Source organism: Sphingomonas lenta (assembly GCF_002288825.1).
GTDB classification, from domain to species: Bacteria; Pseudomonadota; Alphaproteobacteria; order Sphingomonadales; family Sphingomonadaceae; genus Sphingomonas; species Sphingomonas lenta.
In genome coordinates this window covers 624,736-640,378 of sequence record NZ_NSLI01000004.1, presented here as the reverse complement: position 1 = coordinate 640,378, position 15,643 = coordinate 624,736, and the positions used below count along the sequence as shown (strand labels likewise).

The following is a 15,643-nucleotide window of genomic DNA, read 5'->3' as shown; positions in this document are numbered from 1 at the left end:
GTGGATACCGACCCAGCCCCGACTGCTACTCTGTCCCGCCCCCGCGACCGCAGAGGCGCGGTGTTTAGGCGTCCACATCCACCCGCTCCGGCGCGGCCTGCGCGCCGACGCGGTCGATGACGCGCCAGGTCTTCAGCTTCGAAATGGGGGCGGTCTCCTCGATCCGCACCGTCTCGCCCGCCTTGAACTCATTCGCCTCGTCATGGGCGTGGTACTTCTTCGACCGGCGGATGATCTTACCGTAGAGCGGGTGCTTCACCTTGCGCTCCACGTTCACCACGACCGTCTTGTCGGTCTTGTCCGAGACGATCACCCCGGTCAGCACGCGCTTCGGCATGTGTCCCGTCCTTACTTGCTGTTCTGCGAAGCGCGCTGCGCTTGCAGGGTCTTGATGCGCGCGATGTCGCGACGGACCTCGCGGACGCGGCTGGGCTTCTCGAGCTGGCTCGTCGCCGCCTGGAAGCGCAGGTTGAACTGCTCGCGCTTGAGCTGGCCGAGCTGCTCGGTCAGCTGGTCGTCGGACGACTGGCGCAGGTCATCGATACGAGCCATTACTCGCCTCCCAGGTGGCTGGTGTCGCCCAGGCGGGCGACGACCTTCGTCTTGATCGGCAGCTTCATCGCCGCGCGCTCGAACGCCTCGGCAGCCAGCCGGCCCTCGACGCCGTCGAGCTCGAACAGGATGCGGCCCGGCTTGACGCGCGCCGCCCAGAACTCAGGCGAGCCCTTGCCCGAGCCCATGCGGACCTCGGCGGGCTTCGACGACACCGGCACGTCCGGGAACACGCGGATCCACAGACGCCCCTGGCGCTTTATGTGACGCGTGATCGCACGGCGGGCCGCCTCGATCTGGCGCGCGGTGATGCGGTCCGGCTCCATCGCCTTCAGGCCATAGGACCCGAAGTTGAGGCTGGTGCCGCCCTTGGCGTCGCCGTGGATGCGGCCCTTGAACGCCTTGCGGAACTTGGTGCGCTTCGGTTGCAGCATGTTCTTCTATCCTCAGCGCCGGCGGTCGTCGTCGCGCGCCGGGCGCACGCCGGAGGTCTGAGCCTCCATCATGAGCCGGTCGGTCGCCGTCGGGTCGTGGCCCAGGATCTCACCCTTGAAGATCCAGACCTTAACGCCGCACACGCCATAAGCGGTGTGGGCCTCGGCCTCGGCGTAGTCGACGTTCGCGCGCAGCGTGTGCAGCGGCACGCGGCCCTCGCGGTACCACTCGGTGCGCGCGATCTCCGCGCCGCCCAGGCGGCCGCCGCAGGTGATGCGGATGCCTTCGGCGCCGAGCCGCAGCGCCGACTGCACCGCGCGCTTCATGGCGCGGCGGAACGCGATGCGGCGCTCCAGCTGGTCGGCGACGCCCTGCGCCACGAGCTTGGAATCGACCTCCGGCTTGCGGATCTCGACGATGTTCAGCGACACGTCGGACGCCGTCATCGAGCCCAGCTTCTTGCGCAGCTTCTCGATGTCCGCGCCCTTCTTGCCGATGATCACGCCTGGGCGCGCGGCATAGATGGAGATGCGGCACAGCTTGGCCGGACGCTCGATCACGACCTTGGAGATCGCGGCCTGCTTCAGCGTGTCCATGATGTAGCGGCGGATCTTGAGATCCTCCAGCAGCAGACGGCCGTAATCATGGCCTTCCGCGAACCAGCGGCTGTCCCAGGTGCGGTTGATCTGCAGGCGCAGACCGATCGGGTTGCTCTTCTGACCCATTAGGCTTCTTCCTGCTCGCGCACGACGATCCGAAGACGCGAGAACGGCTTCAGGATGCGGGTGGACTTGCCGCGGCCGCGCGTGGCGAACCGCTTCATGGTGATCGACTTGCCCACGCTCGCTTCGGCGACGACCAGCGCGTCGACGTCAAGATTGTGGTTGTTCTCGGCGTTGGCGATCGCGGAGGCGAGCACCTTGCGCGCGTCCACGGCCATGGCCTTCTTCGAGAAGGCCAGGATGTTCATCGCTTCGCCGGCCTTGCGGCCGCGGATGAGGCCAGCGACGAGGTTCAGCTTCTGCGCCGAGCCGCGGATCTGCGTGCCGACCGACAGCGCTTCCTTGTCGCCGACCTTGCGGGGAGATGCAGGCTTGCTCATCAGCGCTTGCCCTTCTTGTCCGCGGCGTGGCCGGGGAAGTAGCGCGTCGGCGCGAACTCACCCAGCTTCATGCCGACCATGTCCTCGTTCACCGACACCGGCACGAACTTGCGGCCGTTGTAGACGTTGAAGGTGAGGCCCACGAACTGCGGCAGGATCGTCGAGCGGCGCGACCAGGTCTTGATCGGCGCGCGCGCGTTGGTGTCCTGGGCCGTCTCGGCCTTCTTCAGCAGATGCAGGTCCACGAACGGACCCTTCCATACGGAGCGAGGCATCTATCAGCCCTTCTTCTTCGCGTGGCGCGAACGGATGATCATCTTGTCCGTCGCCTTGTTGTGGCGGGTGCGCGCACCCTTGGTCGGCTTGCCCCAGGGGGTGACCGGGTGACGGCCGCCCGAGGTTCGGCCTTCGCCGCCGCCGTGCGGGTGGTCGACCGGGTTCTTGGCGACGCCGCGGGTCAGCGGACGCTTGCCCAGCCAGCGGTTGCGGCCGGCCTTGCCCAGGTTCTGGTTCTGGTTGTCCGGGTTGGACACCGCGCCGACGGTCGCCATGCACTCGCCGTTGATGTAGCGCTGCTCGCCCGACTTCAGCCGGACGATCACCATGCCGCGGTCGCGGCCCACGACCTGCACATAGGTGCCCGCCGAACGCGCGATCTGGCCGCCCTTGTTAGGCTTCATCTCGACATTGTGCACGATGGTGCCCACCGGCACTTGGCCGATCAGCATCGCGTTGCCGGGCTTCACGTCCGTCACGCGGCCGGCGACGATCTTGTCGCCCACGCCCAGGCGCTGCGGCGCCAGGATGTAGGACAGCTCGTCGTCGGCGTAGCGGACCAGCGCGATAAACGCGGTGCGGTTGGGATCATATTCGATCCGCTCCACCGTGCCCTCGACATCCCACTTGCGCCGGACGAAGTCGACATAGCGGTAGCGCTGCTTGTGGCCGCCCGCGATGCCGCGGCTGGTCACATGGCCCTTGTTGTTGCGGCCGCCCGTCTTGCGCTTGCCCTCGGTCAGCGCCTTGACGGGCGATCCCTTCCAGAGCGTCGAGCGGTCGACGAGGATCAGGCCGCGCTGGCCCGGGCTCGTCGGATTGTAGTTCTTGAGCGCCATCGCCTCAGATCCCCGTCGTCACGTCGATCGACTGCCCGTCGCCGAGCGTCACGATCGCCTTTTTCATGTCGGAGCGCTGATAAGGAGCGCCCTTCCACTTCTTGGTCTTGCCCTTCTGGACGATCGTGTTCACGCCCGTGACCTTGACGTTAAATAGCGCCTCGACCGCAGCCTTGATCTGCGGCTTGGTCGCGTCCTTCGCCACCTTGAACACGACCGCGTTCTGCTCGGAGAGCAGGGTCGTCTTCTCGGTAATGTGCGGGGCGACGATCACGTCGTAGTGGCGGTTGTCCACCGCGCCCTGCTGCTGCTTAGCCATTGAAGCGGGCCTCCAGCTTCTCGACGGCCGCGCGGGTCAGCACCAGCGTGTCGGCCTTGATGATGTCGTACACGTTGGCGCCCACCGCCGGCAGCAGGTCCACGCCCGGCAGGTTGCGGCCGGCGCGGAAGCCCTCGCCCGCCTCGCCGTCGATGACCAGCGTGCGCTTGCCGGTGTTCAGCGTCTCGAAATGGCCCTTCAGCTCCTTGGTCTTGGCGACCTGGAAGCTATCCAGCACGATCAGCGAGCCCGCCTTGGCATGGCTGCTGAGCGCCATCTTGAGGCCGAGCTGGCGGACCTTCTTGTTGAGCGACGGGTTGAAGTCGCGGACGCGGGCGCCGTGCGCCTTGCCGCCGCCGATGAAGATCGGGGCCTTGCGGTCGCCGTGACGCGCCGTGCCGCCGCCCTTCTGACGACCGAACTTCTTGCCGGTGCGCGCCACGTCCGAACGCTCGCGGGTGCCGCGCGCGGTGGCGCGGCGCTTCTCGAGCTGCCAGGTCACGACGCGGTGCAGGATGTCGGCGCGCGGCTCGAGGCCGAAGACCTCGTCGTTGAGCTCGATCTCCGCGGCGTCAGCGCCGGCGAAGGACTGTACCTTTACTTGCACGTTCAGCCCTCCTGGCCGTCAGCGGCCGGCGTCTCGACCGCGGGGGTCGCGTCGGCGATGTTGTTGTTCGCGGCGCGCAGGCCGGCGGGGTACGGAGCGGCGTCGGGGCGCTTCACCTTGACGGCGTCCTTGACGAGCAGCCAGCCGCCCTTCGATCCGGGCACCGAGCCCTTGACGAAGATCAGGCCGCGCTCGGCGTCCGTGGAGACGACCTCGAGGTTCTGCTGCGTGCGGTTCTTGTCGCCCATGTGGCCGGCCATCTTCTTGTTCTTGAAGACGCGGCCCGGGTCCTGGCGGTTACCCGTCGAGCCGTGGCTACGGTGGCTGACCGACACGCCGTGCGTGGCGCGCAGACCGCCGAAGCCCCAGCGCTTCATGGCGCCCGCGAAGCCCTTACCCTGGGTGCGGCCCTGGATATCGACGAGCTGGCCCGCGACGAAATGGTCGGCCGAGATCTCGGCGCCCACGTCCAGCAGGCCGTCCTCGTTCACCCGGAACTCGGCCAGGATCGCCTTGGGCTCGACCTCGGCCTTGCCGAAGGCGCCGCGCTGCGGCTTGGCGACGTTCTTGGCCTTGGCGCTGCCTGCGCCGAGCTGGACGGCGGTGTAGCCGTCACGATCAGTCTCGCGACGGGCGACGACCTGCAGGCCTTCGAGCGCCAGGACGGTGACGGGCACGTGGCGGCCGTCGTCCTGGAACAGGCGGGTCATGCCCAACTTCTTCGCGATCACGCCGGTACGCATGATCAGTGCTCCTCACAGAGGCACGTCCAGGCCTATCCTGAAAGTGCGTGTCAGCCCGGATGTGCGAAGCGAGCCCCCGTCCCGGGCTGGTCGTCCTTTGCCGAAGCTAGAACTAGACGGGAGACGCTGTCCCGGCCTCGAAAGACCGGCGGTATCTCAATGTCTTTACCCCCGCAGGACTGGGTCGACTGCGGGAGCGCGGCCCTTACGCCAGCCCGTTGACATAGTCAACAAGCCACCCCGGCTTTTAGGCCCCAGCAAAGTACCACTTTGCTGGGAACCCCTGAGCCGGGGCAAAAGGCAAACTCGCCTCAGGCGAGTTTGATCTCCACGTCAACGCCCGCGGCGAGGTCGAGCTTCATGAGCGCGTCCACGGTCTGCGGCGTCGGCTGCACGATGTCGAGCATGCGCTTGTAGGTGCGCACCTCGAACTGCTCGCGCGACTTCTTGTCGATGTGGGGCCCGCGGAGAACGGTGAACTTCTCCGTGCGGGTGGGCAAGGGGATCGGACCGCGGATGAGCGCGCCGGTGCGCCGCGCCGTGTCGGCGATATCGCCGGTGGCTTGGTCGAGCACGCGATGATCGAACGCCTTGAGGCGAATGCGGATGTTGCTGTCCATTGTACCCTGCCGATGAGAAAGAGCGGGCCGCTTGGCGGCTCTTGATCTTGGTTACGAACCGAAGGCGCGCCGCATAACGGTGCCCCCGTAAAAAGGCAACCGCCCGACGCACCTTTCGGCACGCCGGGCGGCGCTTGCTCTAGAAAAGAGAGCTTACTTGTCGATGCCGCTGACCACGCCGGCGCCGACGGTGCGGCCGCCCTCGCGGATCGTGAAGCGCTGGCCCACGTCCATGGCGATCGGCGCGATGAGCTTGACGCCCAGCGCGACGTTGTCGCCCGGCATGACCATCTCGGTGCCCTCGGGCAGCTCGACGGTGCCGGTCACGTCCGTGGTGCGGAAGTAGAACTGCGGGCGGTAGTTGGCGAAGAACGGCGTGTGGCGGCCGCCCTCGTCCTTCGACAGCACGTACACCTCCGACTTGAACTCGGTGTGCGGCTTAATCGAGCCCGGCTTGCAAAGCACCTGGCCGCGTTCCACCTCGTCGCGGGCGACGCCGCGGATCAGCGCGCCGACATTGTCGCCGGCCTGGCCCTGGTCGAGCAGCTTGCGGAACATCTCGACGCCCGTGACCGTGGTCTTGCGGGTGTCCTTGATGCCGACGATCTCGACTTCCTCGCCCACCTTGATGATGCCGGTCTCGACGCGGCCGGTCACCACCGTGCCGCGGCCGGAGATCGAGAACACGTCCTCGATCGGCATCATGAACGGCTTGTCCAGCGGACGCTCCGGGGTCGGGATGTACTCGTCGACCGACTGCATCAGCTTGAGCACCGCCTGCTTGCCGATCTCGTCGTTGGTGCCGTCGAGCGCCTTGACCGCCGAGCCCTGGATGATGGGGATGTCGTCGCCCGGGAACTCGTAGGAGCTCAGCAGCTCGCGGATCTCGAGCTCGACGAGCTCCAGGATCTCGGGGTCGTCGACCAGGTCGACCTTGTTCATGAACACGACCATGGCGGGCACGCCGACCTGGCGGGCGAGCAGGATGTGCTCGCGGGTCTGCGGCATCGGGCCGTCGGTGGCGGACACGACCAGGATCGCGCCGTCCATCTGCGCGGCGCCCGTGATCATGTTCTTGACGTAGTCTGCGTGGCCCGGGCAGTCGACGTGCGCGTAGTGGCGCTGCGCCGTCTCATACTCGACGTGCGCGGTCGAGATGGTGATGCCGCGCTCGCGCTCCTCGGGCGCCTTGTCGATGTTGGCGTAGTCGACGAACGTGGCGCCGCCCGTCTCGGCGAGCACCTTGGTGATCGCGGCGGTCAGCGACGTCTTGCCGTGGTCGACGTGGCCGATGGTGCCGATGTTGACGTGCGGCTTGGTCCGCTCGAATTTAGCCTTCGCCATTGTTCTTCCTTTACAGCGCGCCGCCAAGACGGCGGGCCGCGTGGTCGCGATTGGATGATGAAACGGGGGTCGCCCGCGAACACGAAGGGAGCCGGACGTCGCCGCCCAGCCCCTCGCGAGGCCGCGCACATAGCGAGGCGAAGCGGGGCACGCAAGGCACTTGCGAGCCGGTCGCGAAGCAATGCGGAGGCTCGGCCGGCCTTAGCGCCGGTCGCGCATCAACGGAGGTGAGGCGTCATGCATAGTCGCTGTCGCCGCGGATGGGGAGCGGCGCGAGCGAGCGGTCCCGGCCGGCGCCTTTCACTCACCTTCCCCGCACCGTCACCAACAGCTCGCGTGAGACCGCTCCGCCGAACGGGTCGCCCGTCATCAGCCGCACGGTCGCCTCCCCAGGCATGAACGCGGACAGGGTCACGACGTCGGGCGCGCCCTCGGGTGCGAGGACGCGTCCGTCCGCCAAGGGAGTGGCGCTGCGGTGCACGCCCAGCAACTCGACCGCGGAGCCCGACGTCAACTTCGCACCCGCGCCCGGCAGCAGCACCAAGTCGCCAAGCTCCAGCTCGAGCCTGTTCCCGACCGGACCCTCGCGAAGATCGATCAGCCGGGACATGAGGTCAGGCTTGCGCCAGCGCGAGCGCGTCTTCCAGGCTCACATCCTCCGACTCGTCCCAGGTCGTCGTTTCGTCGAAAAAAGGCCAGAAACCTGTCGGGTAGATCCGGCGCGCGAACGCGCGGTCGATAGCGCTGATGTCGGGCCCGCCGCGGATGGGCTGTCCGTTCTTCGTGATCCGGCCGGGCAGGTGGTAGCACATCACCGAGTCCTGGTCGGTGACGGCCGAGGCCATGATCGATCTCTCCTCCAACGGCGTCAGCACGTTCGATCGGGTCTGCGCTTCGCTCCAGCCATATGTGTCGCGGAAGTAGGCGATCGTCTTGGCGACATCGAGGCGGTCGATGAGAGCGCGGCGCAGATGCTCGTGCGGGAAGCCCAGCGTGTGCCCCGTCTCGTGGCGAACGACCCTCCGGAACTCGGCCTCGGAAATGCTCATCGTGAACCCTTGTAGATTCATCGTCGGGCGATTTTGCGGGATCAGCAGGACATCGGTGCCCAGATAGGACCAATAGCCCTGACCGGCGCGCGAGATGCGGACCTGACCGACGCCGTTGGTCAGTGCGAACCTGACGCCGATGTTCCAGGCGTTCATGTGGCCAAGGATGCGCTGCTTGAGATCGTTGGCGGTGGTCTCGGTGAAGCTAACGGTCAACGTTCGCCGTCGGCGGCCCCAATATTTCGAGACCAGCACCGCCAGCTCGGATATCATCGGCCCGCCCTCCGGAATCGCGTTCTGGGTGTAAGGCGCATTCACCGGATTGATGCGAGCGGCGAGCTGCGCCGCTTCGTCCAGCAGCCGAGTCGGTAACGTAGGCACGAAACAGCCCGCATCCTCGGCGGGGGCGGTCGTCATCTCGATGTCGTCGGGCTCGTCGGTTTCCGGCTCGACGTCCGGCATAGTGACATGCCCGTTGCCGTCGGATTTCTGCTTTGATCGCGTGTGACTATGAGTGCGCATCGAAACCTCCCTAAATTGGAAAGAATCATCGCGACCCGACAAGTCGTATACCACCGTCGCACTCTTCACGCTATCGGTAAGTCGGCCTGATGCTCTCGCCCGGATGCTTGATACGTTCCCGATCAGCGCATGCGTCGTCGGACAGCGGGTGGCCGGCGTTCGACACCTTCCGGCCGCCGGACGTCGCGCCGGCCCCCTGCCCTCCCGATCCCTCAGAACTGCGCCGTGAACCGCCCGTACAGGAACCGTCCGTTGAAGCCGAACGGCGAGAAGGTGCTGTACGGCTGGTAATAGGCGTCGATCGGGTAGCTGCCGCCGACGGAGGTCGGGCGCGGTCCCGTCGGGCGGTGCGTCGGGTAGACGTCGAACAGGTTGTTCGCGCCCAGCGCGAAGGTCGCGTGCTCCTTGAACGTGAAGCGCACCTCCAGGTCGGTGATCCACTTGGGCGCGAGGCGGAGGTCGTCGGGCCCGAGCTCGGTCAGGCTGGTCGGCGCCCCGATCGGCACCGCTGCGCCCGGCGAGATGACCTCGCCGTAGCGCGTCGTGCGCGCGGTGATCCCGAACGCGCCGACCGAGCCGTCGGCGGACAGCACCAGCTTGTCCTCCGGCTGGCCGTCGGTGAAGCGGATGCCCTCCACGCGCCCGAACAGGACCAGGCCGGGGATCTGCGCCAGCGGCCCCAGCGCGTTCAGGCGGCGGTCGATCTTGTTCTCGTTGTAATTGTAGGCGGCGGTCAGCGACCAGTTGCCTAAGCCCCCCAGCCCGAAGCGGTACACGGCCACCGCGTCCAGGCCGCGCGTGGTCGTGTCGAGCCCGTTGATGAAGAAGCGCGCCGCGCCGACCGAGCTGAACCCGCCCGCGAGCAGCACCTGCTGCACCGCCGCGTTGACCGCCGCGGTGCCGCTGCCCACCGCGCCGAGATTCTCGGTCAGGACGATGCGGTCGTCGATCTTGATCTGGTAGACGTCGACCATGACGTTCAGCCCGCGCAACGGGTTGAGCGTCGCGCCCGCCGCGCGCAGCACGGAGCGCACCATGTCGCCGCCCTGGTTCTTCTCCGCCACCACCCGGTCCGCGCGCCAGCGCGCCGCCGCCCTGGCCACCGCGCCCGCCCAGCCCTCCGGCGACGCGCCGGCCACGCTCTCGTCCGCCAGCACCGCGTATGCGTCGTCGCCCAGCATCGCCGCCGCCACGATCCCGCACGTGCCCCCGGCCCCCGCCGGCGGGTCCACCCCCACCACCACGCGCTGCGCCCCCGCCGCCAGCCGCTCCGCGTCCTCATCCCGCGCCCGGCACCCCTCGATCAGCTGGAGCGGCCAGAGGCTCCCCTCCACGTCCAGCAGCACCGCGCCGTCCAGCTCCTCCGCACCCCGCCGCGTGCCCGCATAGCGCCGCTCCACCGCGCGCAGATACGTGTCCGGCAGGAACGGGTTGAGCTTCCCGCCCCCGCCCGTCCTGACGCAGTCGGGCTCGCCGATCAGCGCCGCGACGATGCTGCCCGCGCGGGGCGTCGTGGTCACCACCGCGCAAGGGTTCGCCCCCCGCCTCAGGCCCAGCTGCAGATTGTCCCAGGCCTCGGCCGCCTGCGGCCATTTCGCCACCTCGTCGCACCAGGCGAAGTCGTGCTCCGGCCCCCGGAGCATCGCCGCGCACGCGCCCGAAAAGAGCGTCGCCCGCGCCCCGCTCGCGAACACGAGCTCGCGCTTCGACGCCGCCCAGTCCCTCACCTCCCCGCGCCTGGCCGACACGATGATCCCGCTCGGCCCCTCCACCATCACGCGCCGCGCCTCCTCCACGCTCGCCGCCACCAGCGCGATGCGCGTGTCCCCGCCCCCTTCCCTGGCGCGCGCGAGCACCCATTCCGCCCCCGCGCGCGTCTTGCCGAAGCCGCGCCCGCCCACGATCGCCCAGGTCCGCCAGTCGCCCGGCGGCGGCGCCTGCCCCCGCGTCGCCCAGTGCGGAAACAGGTTCGCCTGCTCCACCTGCGCATCCGTCATGGCTCGGATGACCAGCGGCACCTCCGCCGGCTCGAGGTCAGCGAGCATCTCCACGAACGCGGCGCGCATCACTCGCTCGCGGGGAACAGGGAGCAGGGAGCAGGGAACAGGGTCCCGGCCGACATCGCCCGATCCCCCGCCCCTGCGTCCTGCCGCTCTCCCCCCTGCTCCCCGCTCCCTGTTCCCTGCTCCCTATCTCGCGCCGCCCGCACCGCCGCCACCTTCGCCAGGATCTCGCGCCGCGTCTCCTCCGGGTCGGCCGGCTTGATCCAGCGCCGCGCCCGCCCGCGCTCCTCGGCGGGCCGGTGCAGCCTGAGCAGCTGCATCGCGACCTTGGCGTCCATGCCCGTGACGTTCTCCGGCCCGACCACCGCATGCGCCTGCGCGTCCGGAGCGTCGAACCCGACCGGATGAGCCCGGCCCTGCGGACCCTCGAACCCAACCGAATGAGCCCGCTCATTCGGCCTCTCGAACAGCGCCCGCGCCGCGCCGATCAGCGCCATCTCCAGGTGTACGCGCCCCTCCGCGAGCGCCGCCTCCCAAGCCTCCCGGAACGCCGCGTCGGCGTGGTAGCACCGGTAAGCACCCGTCGGCGACACGCCCACGGCGGCGGCCGCCGCCTTGACGTTGCACGTGGCCCTGAGCGCATCGAGGAACCGCGCCCGCCGCTCGGCCGTGAAGCTGCACGGCTTCTCGCGCTCCAGCCTGAGCGTCCCCTTGCCCGAGCTCCCCACCATCGTCAGCCGCGCCGCCTCCCCCGGCCGAGCCGCCCCTACGTCGCGCGCCCGCGCCGCGGCGGCCGCCGCCAGCGCCCGCCGCCCGTTCCGCACCGCCGTCCGCCACCGCGCGTCGAAATCGGGATCGCTCTTGCGCTGCTTGTAAGCCCAGTAATGGCTGATCCCGCACTCCTTGAGCGCCAACCGCGCATTCGCCGTCCGCGCCAGCGCCGCCAGCAAGTCGGCGCACCGCCGGCCTGCGTCCACCTTGTTCGGCATGTTCCCCTCCCCGCGACCCGGCCGAGCCCCCGCGTGGTCGGGCCGGGTGTTCTGGTTATGTTCCACCGCACGGTTCGTTTGTCAAGAGGGATGTACCGTTCTGGTTAGCCGGAGCGAGGCGCGCAAGCGCAGCTTGCAAGCCGGTCGCCGCAGGCGACGCGAAGGCCGGCCGGGCTCGGCGCAGCCGAGCTTCGACGTCACGGGATTTACTCCCGTGACGGCCGCTGCCGCTTGGAGGGTAGGCGAGGGCCAGGCGCCCGATTCATGGCACGATGATGAGAATGGGCTGCCGATTACCTGCGCTCCTCCGTTACTCCTGGCTTGAGCTGGCGTCCCGCTTCCCCGCGCTACGGACTAGCCTGATACTAAGCGCGAAACCGCAACTTAGCTGACGCTAGTACCCTGACGTAATTGCGGACGCCCGCACGTCCCCTTCGCTTTTCCAGCTTGGGTTGTTCGTTCAGGTTCAGCGTCGCTCTGCGGCAGGAAAAGTGAGCGGCCAACAATTGCAACGGGTGGTTACTAGCGGTTGCATTTGGTTTGACATCACCGGCCTGCTGCCTTTCCTTCTTAGGGCATTAGGCTTCTAAGGTGACCTCGCGCGCTAAAGGTCCGCGAGCATTGAAGAACACGCGTGACTCGATGCGCATACCTTGTCGCAACGCATCCCAGCACTCCTCCGATACATGGTCGGCGTGTATGAAGACCTGCTGCATGAGCCCGGGGACGGCAACGAAGCCGTGGCTCCCGGACAATTTGGCGACCGTACCCGGGAAGCGGCCATCAGGTAAGGGTCCACCCACGGGCAGGCGCGGCCGCTCGAGCTCGCTCCAAGAGACCGAGCAGCGCGCCGCCGCTCGCATTGCCGCCTCGAACTCCTCTCTCTCGCGCCGCATAAAGTGGTGACGGATGGCATGGACGTGCATGATCACGTTCGCGTCTTCAGAGGTAAACGCTCTGCGCATCGGACCGAGCAGGGCGTCGCGGTGGTCGTCCGCCTCCCTGACCATCAGCTCGAACAGGAGCTGGTTGAGCAGCTTGCTCTGAGGCTTCTCGGTCAGGCACCGCCGAACGGCCGCCAGTGCAGCGGGTAAATCGCGATCGGCCACCGCCCGGGCGTAGGTCGCGGTCACGAACTCCAGATGCGGCTGCTGCGCCAGCGTCCGCTCGAGCAGCTTCACGCCCTTCTCGCGCTCGCCCATCAGCTTCCAGAGCCGAAAGGCTTCCCGGGTCAGGGACTCAAACTCCGGGGCACTGGACAGCCCTTGCTCCAGCGCCCGTTCGGCATCCTCGACCAGTCGGATCACACCCTGCTCGGCAGGCGCCTCAGAGCTTTTGGGCATTGCCTTGAGCGCGTCCTCTAAGTCGTCAATCGCCAGACCCGCCTTGGTCGCCAGGAAGTAGGGATCGTTGGCCGAACGGGGCTTGATCTCCGACAACACCGAGCGCGCCCTGTTGCGGACCGCGCGCCGGGCCAACGGGTCCTTTACCTGCTGAGCTTTGCGCGCGAGCAGCGTAGCTTGGGTATGCTTGAGCGACGTGTCGCGCGGCTGCAGCCCGATCGCTTTCTCGAGCCGCTCGGCGGCGTAGTCGAGGTCGCCGCCGTGCGAGTTCATCTCGAGGATCGCCTGCTGCTGGAGAATGAATGCGTCACCGTCGGTCACCCGCTCGGCCACCTTCAGGATACGCCGGCGCTCCGCGAGGTTGCCGCTGAGATCCTTCAGGTTCCGCGCGGCGAGCATCTTGCGCATCGCTGCGTTGTCGGAGGCGTAGCTGGGGTTCATGCCCTCAAGGATGCGGATGTACTGCTCCGACTGCTTGGTCTGCGTGTCGAGCACGCGCCGGAACACGATTTCAGCGATGTGCGGGTGCCGCGCGCGGTAGGCGTAATCGCGCGAGCGGGGGTCCAGCTCGGCGAATACCACCCCCGCGAGCGGTCCGAGGAAGCGCTTCTCGAAATCTGTGAAGCGGACGCCCATCACCCGCTGGATGAGTCCCGCACGGACGGGCACGCTGAAGCGGTTGAGGGTACACACTAAAAGATAGAGCTCCTGCGCCTCGGAGAGCACGATTCGGTGGTACTCGTCGACGATCAGCTCCTCGAGCGGCTTGCCGTGCGTCGCCTCATAAAGCGCGACCAGGAGCTGGCGGTCTGCGAGCTTCTCGAAGGTGGCAATGCGCTCGTCGGGGCCGAGCGGCTCCAGGAGGCCCAAGGCGCGGTGCAGCTCCAGCTTGACAAGGATGTCGCGGATCTCGCGGTGGTTTAGGTTCCGCAGCTCGAAGTCGGCGCGAATCATGCTCGCCACCGGCTCCAAGCCCGATCCGAAAGACGCATGGGTGTCGAACAGCATGAACGTGGCCGGAACGCCTGCAGCGGCGAGCCGAGACGCGACCTCCTCGACCGAACGCAGTTGGTCGGCTGCCTGGTCGACCACTAGCGTGACAGGCAGGCCCGTTAGTCCGTGCAGGTCGAGCAGCGGGTCCGCCCGGAGGTGCACTCCCGGGCGGCCGAACAGGACGAGGCGGTCGTGCTTTACCGCGAGGTCGTAGGCAATTCGCCGGGCGAACACGGACTTGCCGGCGCCCGCTACCCCGCGCACGCAGATGATGTTGGGCTCGCCCGGCACGTCCGGCAGGTCTAGCAGGCGCAGCATTACCGTGGCGTAGATCTGCCGTTCGATGTCGTAGCCGCGCTCGATCGGGTCCCAAGATCCCGATTCGCCCTTGAAGAAGAGCTCCGCGGGCAGCGGCGTGCCGGGCAAACCAGCGTGGACGTGCTCGACGTTGTCCGTCAGGAACGCGCGGATCGAGTCGGGACAGGGCACGGTCCGGCGAAAATGACGCTCGACCGAGTGGGTGGCCGGCGCCACGGCCCCTTGAAGGCGTCGCGCGAGCGGGTCCACAGCCCCATCCAGCGCCGCCATAAAATCTTGGAACGTAGCCTTGATCGGCGTCATCCGCCGCTTGCCGAGGAGTGCTGCGTCGTATTCGTTGATGTCGGGACTGACGAAGAAATAGGTCGGGCGCGTGCCGCCGTCCGCGTCTACCGCCTGCAGGATTTCCCGGATGTGATGGTCGGCTAGCCGAGTGCCGACAAACACAAGCGGGAGCTCGCGCGCTAGATCCTCCAAGCGGCCGAACAGCCGTTTCCGATTGCTTCGAAAGTTGAGGTAGGACTCCTGCGTCAGGATAAGCGGGGTGTCCCGGTCATGAAGGTAATCGATCGTACCGTGTAGCTTGTAGTAGGGGAGCGGATCGACCACCGAGGACAGCTCGCGCTCGATCCCGGTATCGCGATGAATGGGCCGGAGAGACTGAAGCGGTGCCGTCACCTCGAAGCCCGCCTCGACCAGCATGTCGTAGTTCGTTCCGAATATCGCTTTCCAGCGGAACGCGGGTATCAGCTTGTGGGCCGAGGTTGGCTGAAAGCCTCGAACCGCGCCCGCCACAAAGTGGTCGAGTTCAGCACGCCCCGCACTGTTCTCTGCCAGACTCGCCACCTCGTCTAGCGAGCGGTCACGGCACGTCCCGTTGAGAAAGCGGTCGCAGATCAGGTCGCGTAGCGCATTCCCCATCGGCATCCTCCTTCCGTCCGCATGCTCAGCGCCGTGGGAGGCGCCCGCCCCGAGGAAGAGGACCGCCTCGCCCCGCTTCATCGCTTCTACCAGCGGGCCGGGAATAGTCGGCAGGACGGTCGCCGCAGCTAGATCTGAAATGGTGGGCGCGGTGCTCATAGCGCCTCCTACCGCGTGCTCGCGCCAGCGCCAATTGCTCGCCTGGGCGCGCTCGCGATCTTGCACTCTCAAAACCCACCCTCCCCTTAGTGGGCGAGCAATCAATCCGCATGTCCGTCGAGGTCGTGACGGCTCGACCCGCGCACCAGGCGCTTCCATCCTGAAGCGGACTCAAGCGAAACTCTCCGCTCCGGAATCTGAACGAACGGCCGCTTACCGCCGTCCTTTATTCGAGAGCGGACAGGTCGAACTCCACTAAATGCTCGACCTTCTAGGGCCGCTACTAGGATGGTGATGAGCTCGCCCCGGCGAAGCCGGGGCCCTCACCCGTCCTTGCCCGTTGCGAGCGTCGCAGAACGATTGTTCCGCGCGCCCTCTCCGCCTCCGCGCGAACAAAAAGAAAAGGCCCCGGCTTTCGCCGGGGCCTCGTGACGTCGACCGGGCCGGTGTCGCGGCTTGCGCCGCTCCCCCGCCCGCCGGCCGGCCTCGCGCGTCTCGGGGCTAAGCCG

Annotated in this window: 17 protein-coding genes; all 17 read right to left on the bottom strand. The window is 67.6% G+C overall.

Annotated features, from left to right (window positions below; genetic code table 11):
• Positions 1 to 64: 64 nt before the first annotated feature.
• On the bottom strand, positions 65 to 337 hold the full coding sequence (gene rpsQ, locus CKY28_RS15225) for a 30S ribosomal protein S17 (RefSeq protein WP_095999187.1): 273 nt from the start codon (positions 335 to 337) through the stop codon (positions 65 to 67).
• 11 nt (positions 338 to 348) lie between these two features.
• Complete coding sequence (gene rpmC / locus CKY28_RS15220) at positions 349 to 552, bottom strand: 50S ribosomal protein L29 (RefSeq protein ID WP_095999186.1); 204 nt, start codon at positions 550 to 552, stop codon at positions 349 to 351.
• Positions 552 to 986: a 50S ribosomal protein L16 gene (gene rplP, locus CKY28_RS15215; RefSeq protein WP_095999185.1), complete on the bottom strand. Its 435-nt coding sequence runs from the start codon at positions 984 to 986 to the stop codon at positions 552 to 554. Before rplP ends, rpmC begins: the two co-directional genes overlap by 1 nt.
• 12 nt (positions 987 to 998) lie before the next feature.
• Positions 999 to 1,712 carry a 30S ribosomal protein S3 gene (gene rpsC / locus CKY28_RS15210; RefSeq protein ID WP_095999184.1) on the bottom strand — a complete coding sequence of 238 codons (714 nt, stop codon included), beginning with the start codon at positions 1,710 to 1,712 and terminating at the stop codon, positions 999 to 1,001.
• Positions 1,712 to 2,089, bottom strand: coding sequence for a 50S ribosomal protein L22 (gene rplV / locus CKY28_RS15205; RefSeq protein WP_095999183.1), 378 nt, complete (start codon positions 2,087 to 2,089; stop codon positions 1,712 to 1,714). The genes rpsC and rplV overlap by 1 nt, the downstream gene beginning before the upstream one ends.
• Positions 2,089 to 2,364 carry a 30S ribosomal protein S19 gene (rpsS, locus tag CKY28_RS15200; protein ID WP_095999182.1) on the bottom strand — a complete coding sequence of 92 codons (276 nt, stop codon included), beginning with the start codon at positions 2,362 to 2,364 and terminating at the stop codon, positions 2,089 to 2,091. Before rpsS ends, rplV begins: the two co-directional genes overlap by 1 nt.
• A 3-nt stretch (positions 2,365 to 2,367) precedes the next feature.
• The gene (gene rplB, locus CKY28_RS15195) at positions 2,368 to 3,204 is read right to left on the bottom strand and encodes a 50S ribosomal protein L2 (RefSeq protein ID WP_095999181.1); all 837 of its coding nucleotides are present in this window, start codon (positions 3,202 to 3,204) and stop codon (positions 2,368 to 2,370) included.
• A gap of 4 nt (positions 3,205 to 3,208) precedes the next feature.
• Positions 3,209 to 3,523 carry a 50S ribosomal protein L23 gene (locus tag CKY28_RS15190; protein ID WP_095999180.1) on the bottom strand — a complete coding sequence of 105 codons (315 nt, stop codon included), beginning with the start codon at positions 3,521 to 3,523 and terminating at the stop codon, positions 3,209 to 3,211.
• Positions 3,516 to 4,130, bottom strand: a complete 615-nt coding sequence (gene rplD / locus CKY28_RS15185; RefSeq protein ID WP_095999179.1) for a 50S ribosomal protein L4 — start codon at positions 4,128 to 4,130, stop codon at positions 3,516 to 3,518. Before rplD ends, CKY28_RS15190 begins: the two co-directional genes overlap by 8 nt.
• A gap of 2 nt (positions 4,131 to 4,132) precedes the next feature.
• A complete protein-coding gene (rplC, locus tag CKY28_RS15180; protein ID WP_095999178.1) occupies positions 4,133 to 4,873 on the bottom strand; it encodes a 50S ribosomal protein L3 in 741 nt (246 codons plus the stop codon).
• 311 nt (positions 4,874 to 5,184) lie between these two features.
• Positions 5,185 to 5,493: a 30S ribosomal protein S10 gene (gene rpsJ / locus CKY28_RS15175; RefSeq protein WP_095999177.1), complete on the bottom strand. Its 309-nt coding sequence runs from the start codon at positions 5,491 to 5,493 to the stop codon at positions 5,185 to 5,187.
• Positions 5,494 to 5,646: 153 nt separating this feature from the next.
• Positions 5,647 to 6,837 (bottom strand): elongation factor Tu, encoded by a 1,191-nt coding sequence (gene tuf, locus CKY28_RS15170; RefSeq protein WP_095999176.1) that lies wholly within the window; start codon positions 6,835 to 6,837, stop codon positions 5,647 to 5,649.
• Positions 6,838 to 7,141: 304 nt separating this feature from the next.
• Positions 7,142 to 7,447: a hypothetical protein gene (locus CKY28_RS15165; RefSeq protein ID WP_095999175.1), complete on the bottom strand. Its 306-nt coding sequence runs from the start codon at positions 7,445 to 7,447 to the stop codon at positions 7,142 to 7,144.
• Positions 7,448 to 7,451: 4 nt separating this feature from the next.
• A complete protein-coding gene (locus tag CKY28_RS15160; protein WP_095999174.1) occupies positions 7,452 to 8,348 on the bottom strand; it encodes a zinc metalloprotease in 897 nt (298 codons plus the stop codon).
• Positions 8,349 to 8,620: 272 nt separating this feature from the next.
• Positions 8,621 to 10,474, bottom strand: a complete 1,854-nt coding sequence (locus tag CKY28_RS15155; RefSeq protein ID WP_095999173.1) for a TonB-dependent receptor domain-containing protein — start codon at positions 10,472 to 10,474, stop codon at positions 8,621 to 8,623.
• Positions 10,474 to 11,400, bottom strand: a complete 927-nt coding sequence (locus CKY28_RS15150) for a hypothetical protein (RefSeq protein ID WP_141243957.1) — start codon at positions 11,398 to 11,400, stop codon at positions 10,474 to 10,476. The genes CKY28_RS15155 and CKY28_RS15150 overlap by 1 nt, the downstream gene beginning before the upstream one ends.
• Positions 11,401 to 11,978: 578 nt before the next feature.
• Positions 11,979 to 15,134 carry a P-loop NTPase gene (locus CKY28_RS15145; RefSeq protein ID WP_176473117.1) on the bottom strand — a complete coding sequence of 1,052 codons (3,156 nt, stop codon included), beginning with the start codon at positions 15,132 to 15,134 and terminating at the stop codon, positions 11,979 to 11,981.
• Positions 15,135 to 15,643 lie beyond the last annotated feature (509 nt).

What these genes read in the sequence shown, in the direction of transcription:
- rplV (WP_095999183.1), bottom strand. Translation starts at nt 2,089, where the DNA reads ATGAGCAAGCCTGCATCTCCCCGCAAGGTCGGCGACAAGGAAGCGCTG.
- rplC (WP_095999178.1), bottom strand. Translation starts at nt 4,873, where the DNA reads ATGCGTACCGGCGTGATCGCGAAGAAGTTGGGCATGACCCGCCTGTTC.
- CKY28_RS15145 (WP_176473117.1), bottom strand. Translation starts at nt 15,134, where the DNA reads ATGAGCACCGCGCCCACCATTTCAGATCTAGCTGCGGCGACCGTCCTG.
- CKY28_RS15150 (WP_141243957.1), bottom strand. Translation starts at nt 11,400, where the DNA reads ATGCCGAACAAGGTGGACGCAGGCCGGCGGTGCGCCGACTTGCTGGCG.
- rpsQ (WP_095999187.1), bottom strand. Translation starts at nt 337, where the DNA reads ATGCCGAAGCGCGTGCTGACCGGGGTGATCGTCTCGGACAAGACCGAC.
- rpsJ (WP_095999177.1), bottom strand. Translation starts at nt 5,493, where the DNA reads ATGGACAGCAACATCCGCATTCGCCTCAAGGCGTTCGATCATCGCGTG.
- CKY28_RS15165 (WP_095999175.1), bottom strand. Translation starts at nt 7,447, where the DNA reads ATGTCCCGGCTGATCGATCTTCGCGAGGGTCCGGTCGGGAACAGGCTC.
- rpsS (WP_095999182.1), bottom strand. Translation starts at nt 2,364, where the DNA reads ATGCCTCGCTCCGTATGGAAGGGTCCGTTCGTGGACCTGCATCTGCTG.
- CKY28_RS15160 (WP_095999174.1), bottom strand. Translation starts at nt 8,348, where the DNA reads ATGCCGGACGTCGAGCCGGAAACCGACGAGCCCGACGACATCGAGATG.
- CKY28_RS15155 (WP_095999173.1), bottom strand. Translation starts at nt 10,474, where the DNA reads ATGCGCGCCGCGTTCGTGGAGATGCTCGCTGACCTCGAGCCGGCGGAG.
- rplB (WP_095999181.1), bottom strand. Translation starts at nt 3,204, where the DNA reads ATGGCGCTCAAGAACTACAATCCGACGAGCCCGGGCCAGCGCGGCCTG.
- rplP (WP_095999185.1), bottom strand. Translation starts at nt 986, where the DNA reads ATGCTGCAACCGAAGCGCACCAAGTTCCGCAAGGCGTTCAAGGGCCGC.
- tuf (WP_095999176.1), bottom strand. Translation starts at nt 6,837, where the DNA reads ATGGCGAAGGCTAAATTCGAGCGGACCAAGCCGCACGTCAACATCGGC.
- rpmC (WP_095999186.1), bottom strand. Translation starts at nt 552, where the DNA reads ATGGCTCGTATCGATGACCTGCGCCAGTCGTCCGACGACCAGCTGACC.
- CKY28_RS15190 (WP_095999180.1), bottom strand. Translation starts at nt 3,523, where the DNA reads ATGGCTAAGCAGCAGCAGGGCGCGGTGGACAACCGCCACTACGACGTG.
- rpsC (WP_095999184.1), bottom strand. Translation starts at nt 1,712, where the DNA reads ATGGGTCAGAAGAGCAACCCGATCGGTCTGCGCCTGCAGATCAACCGC.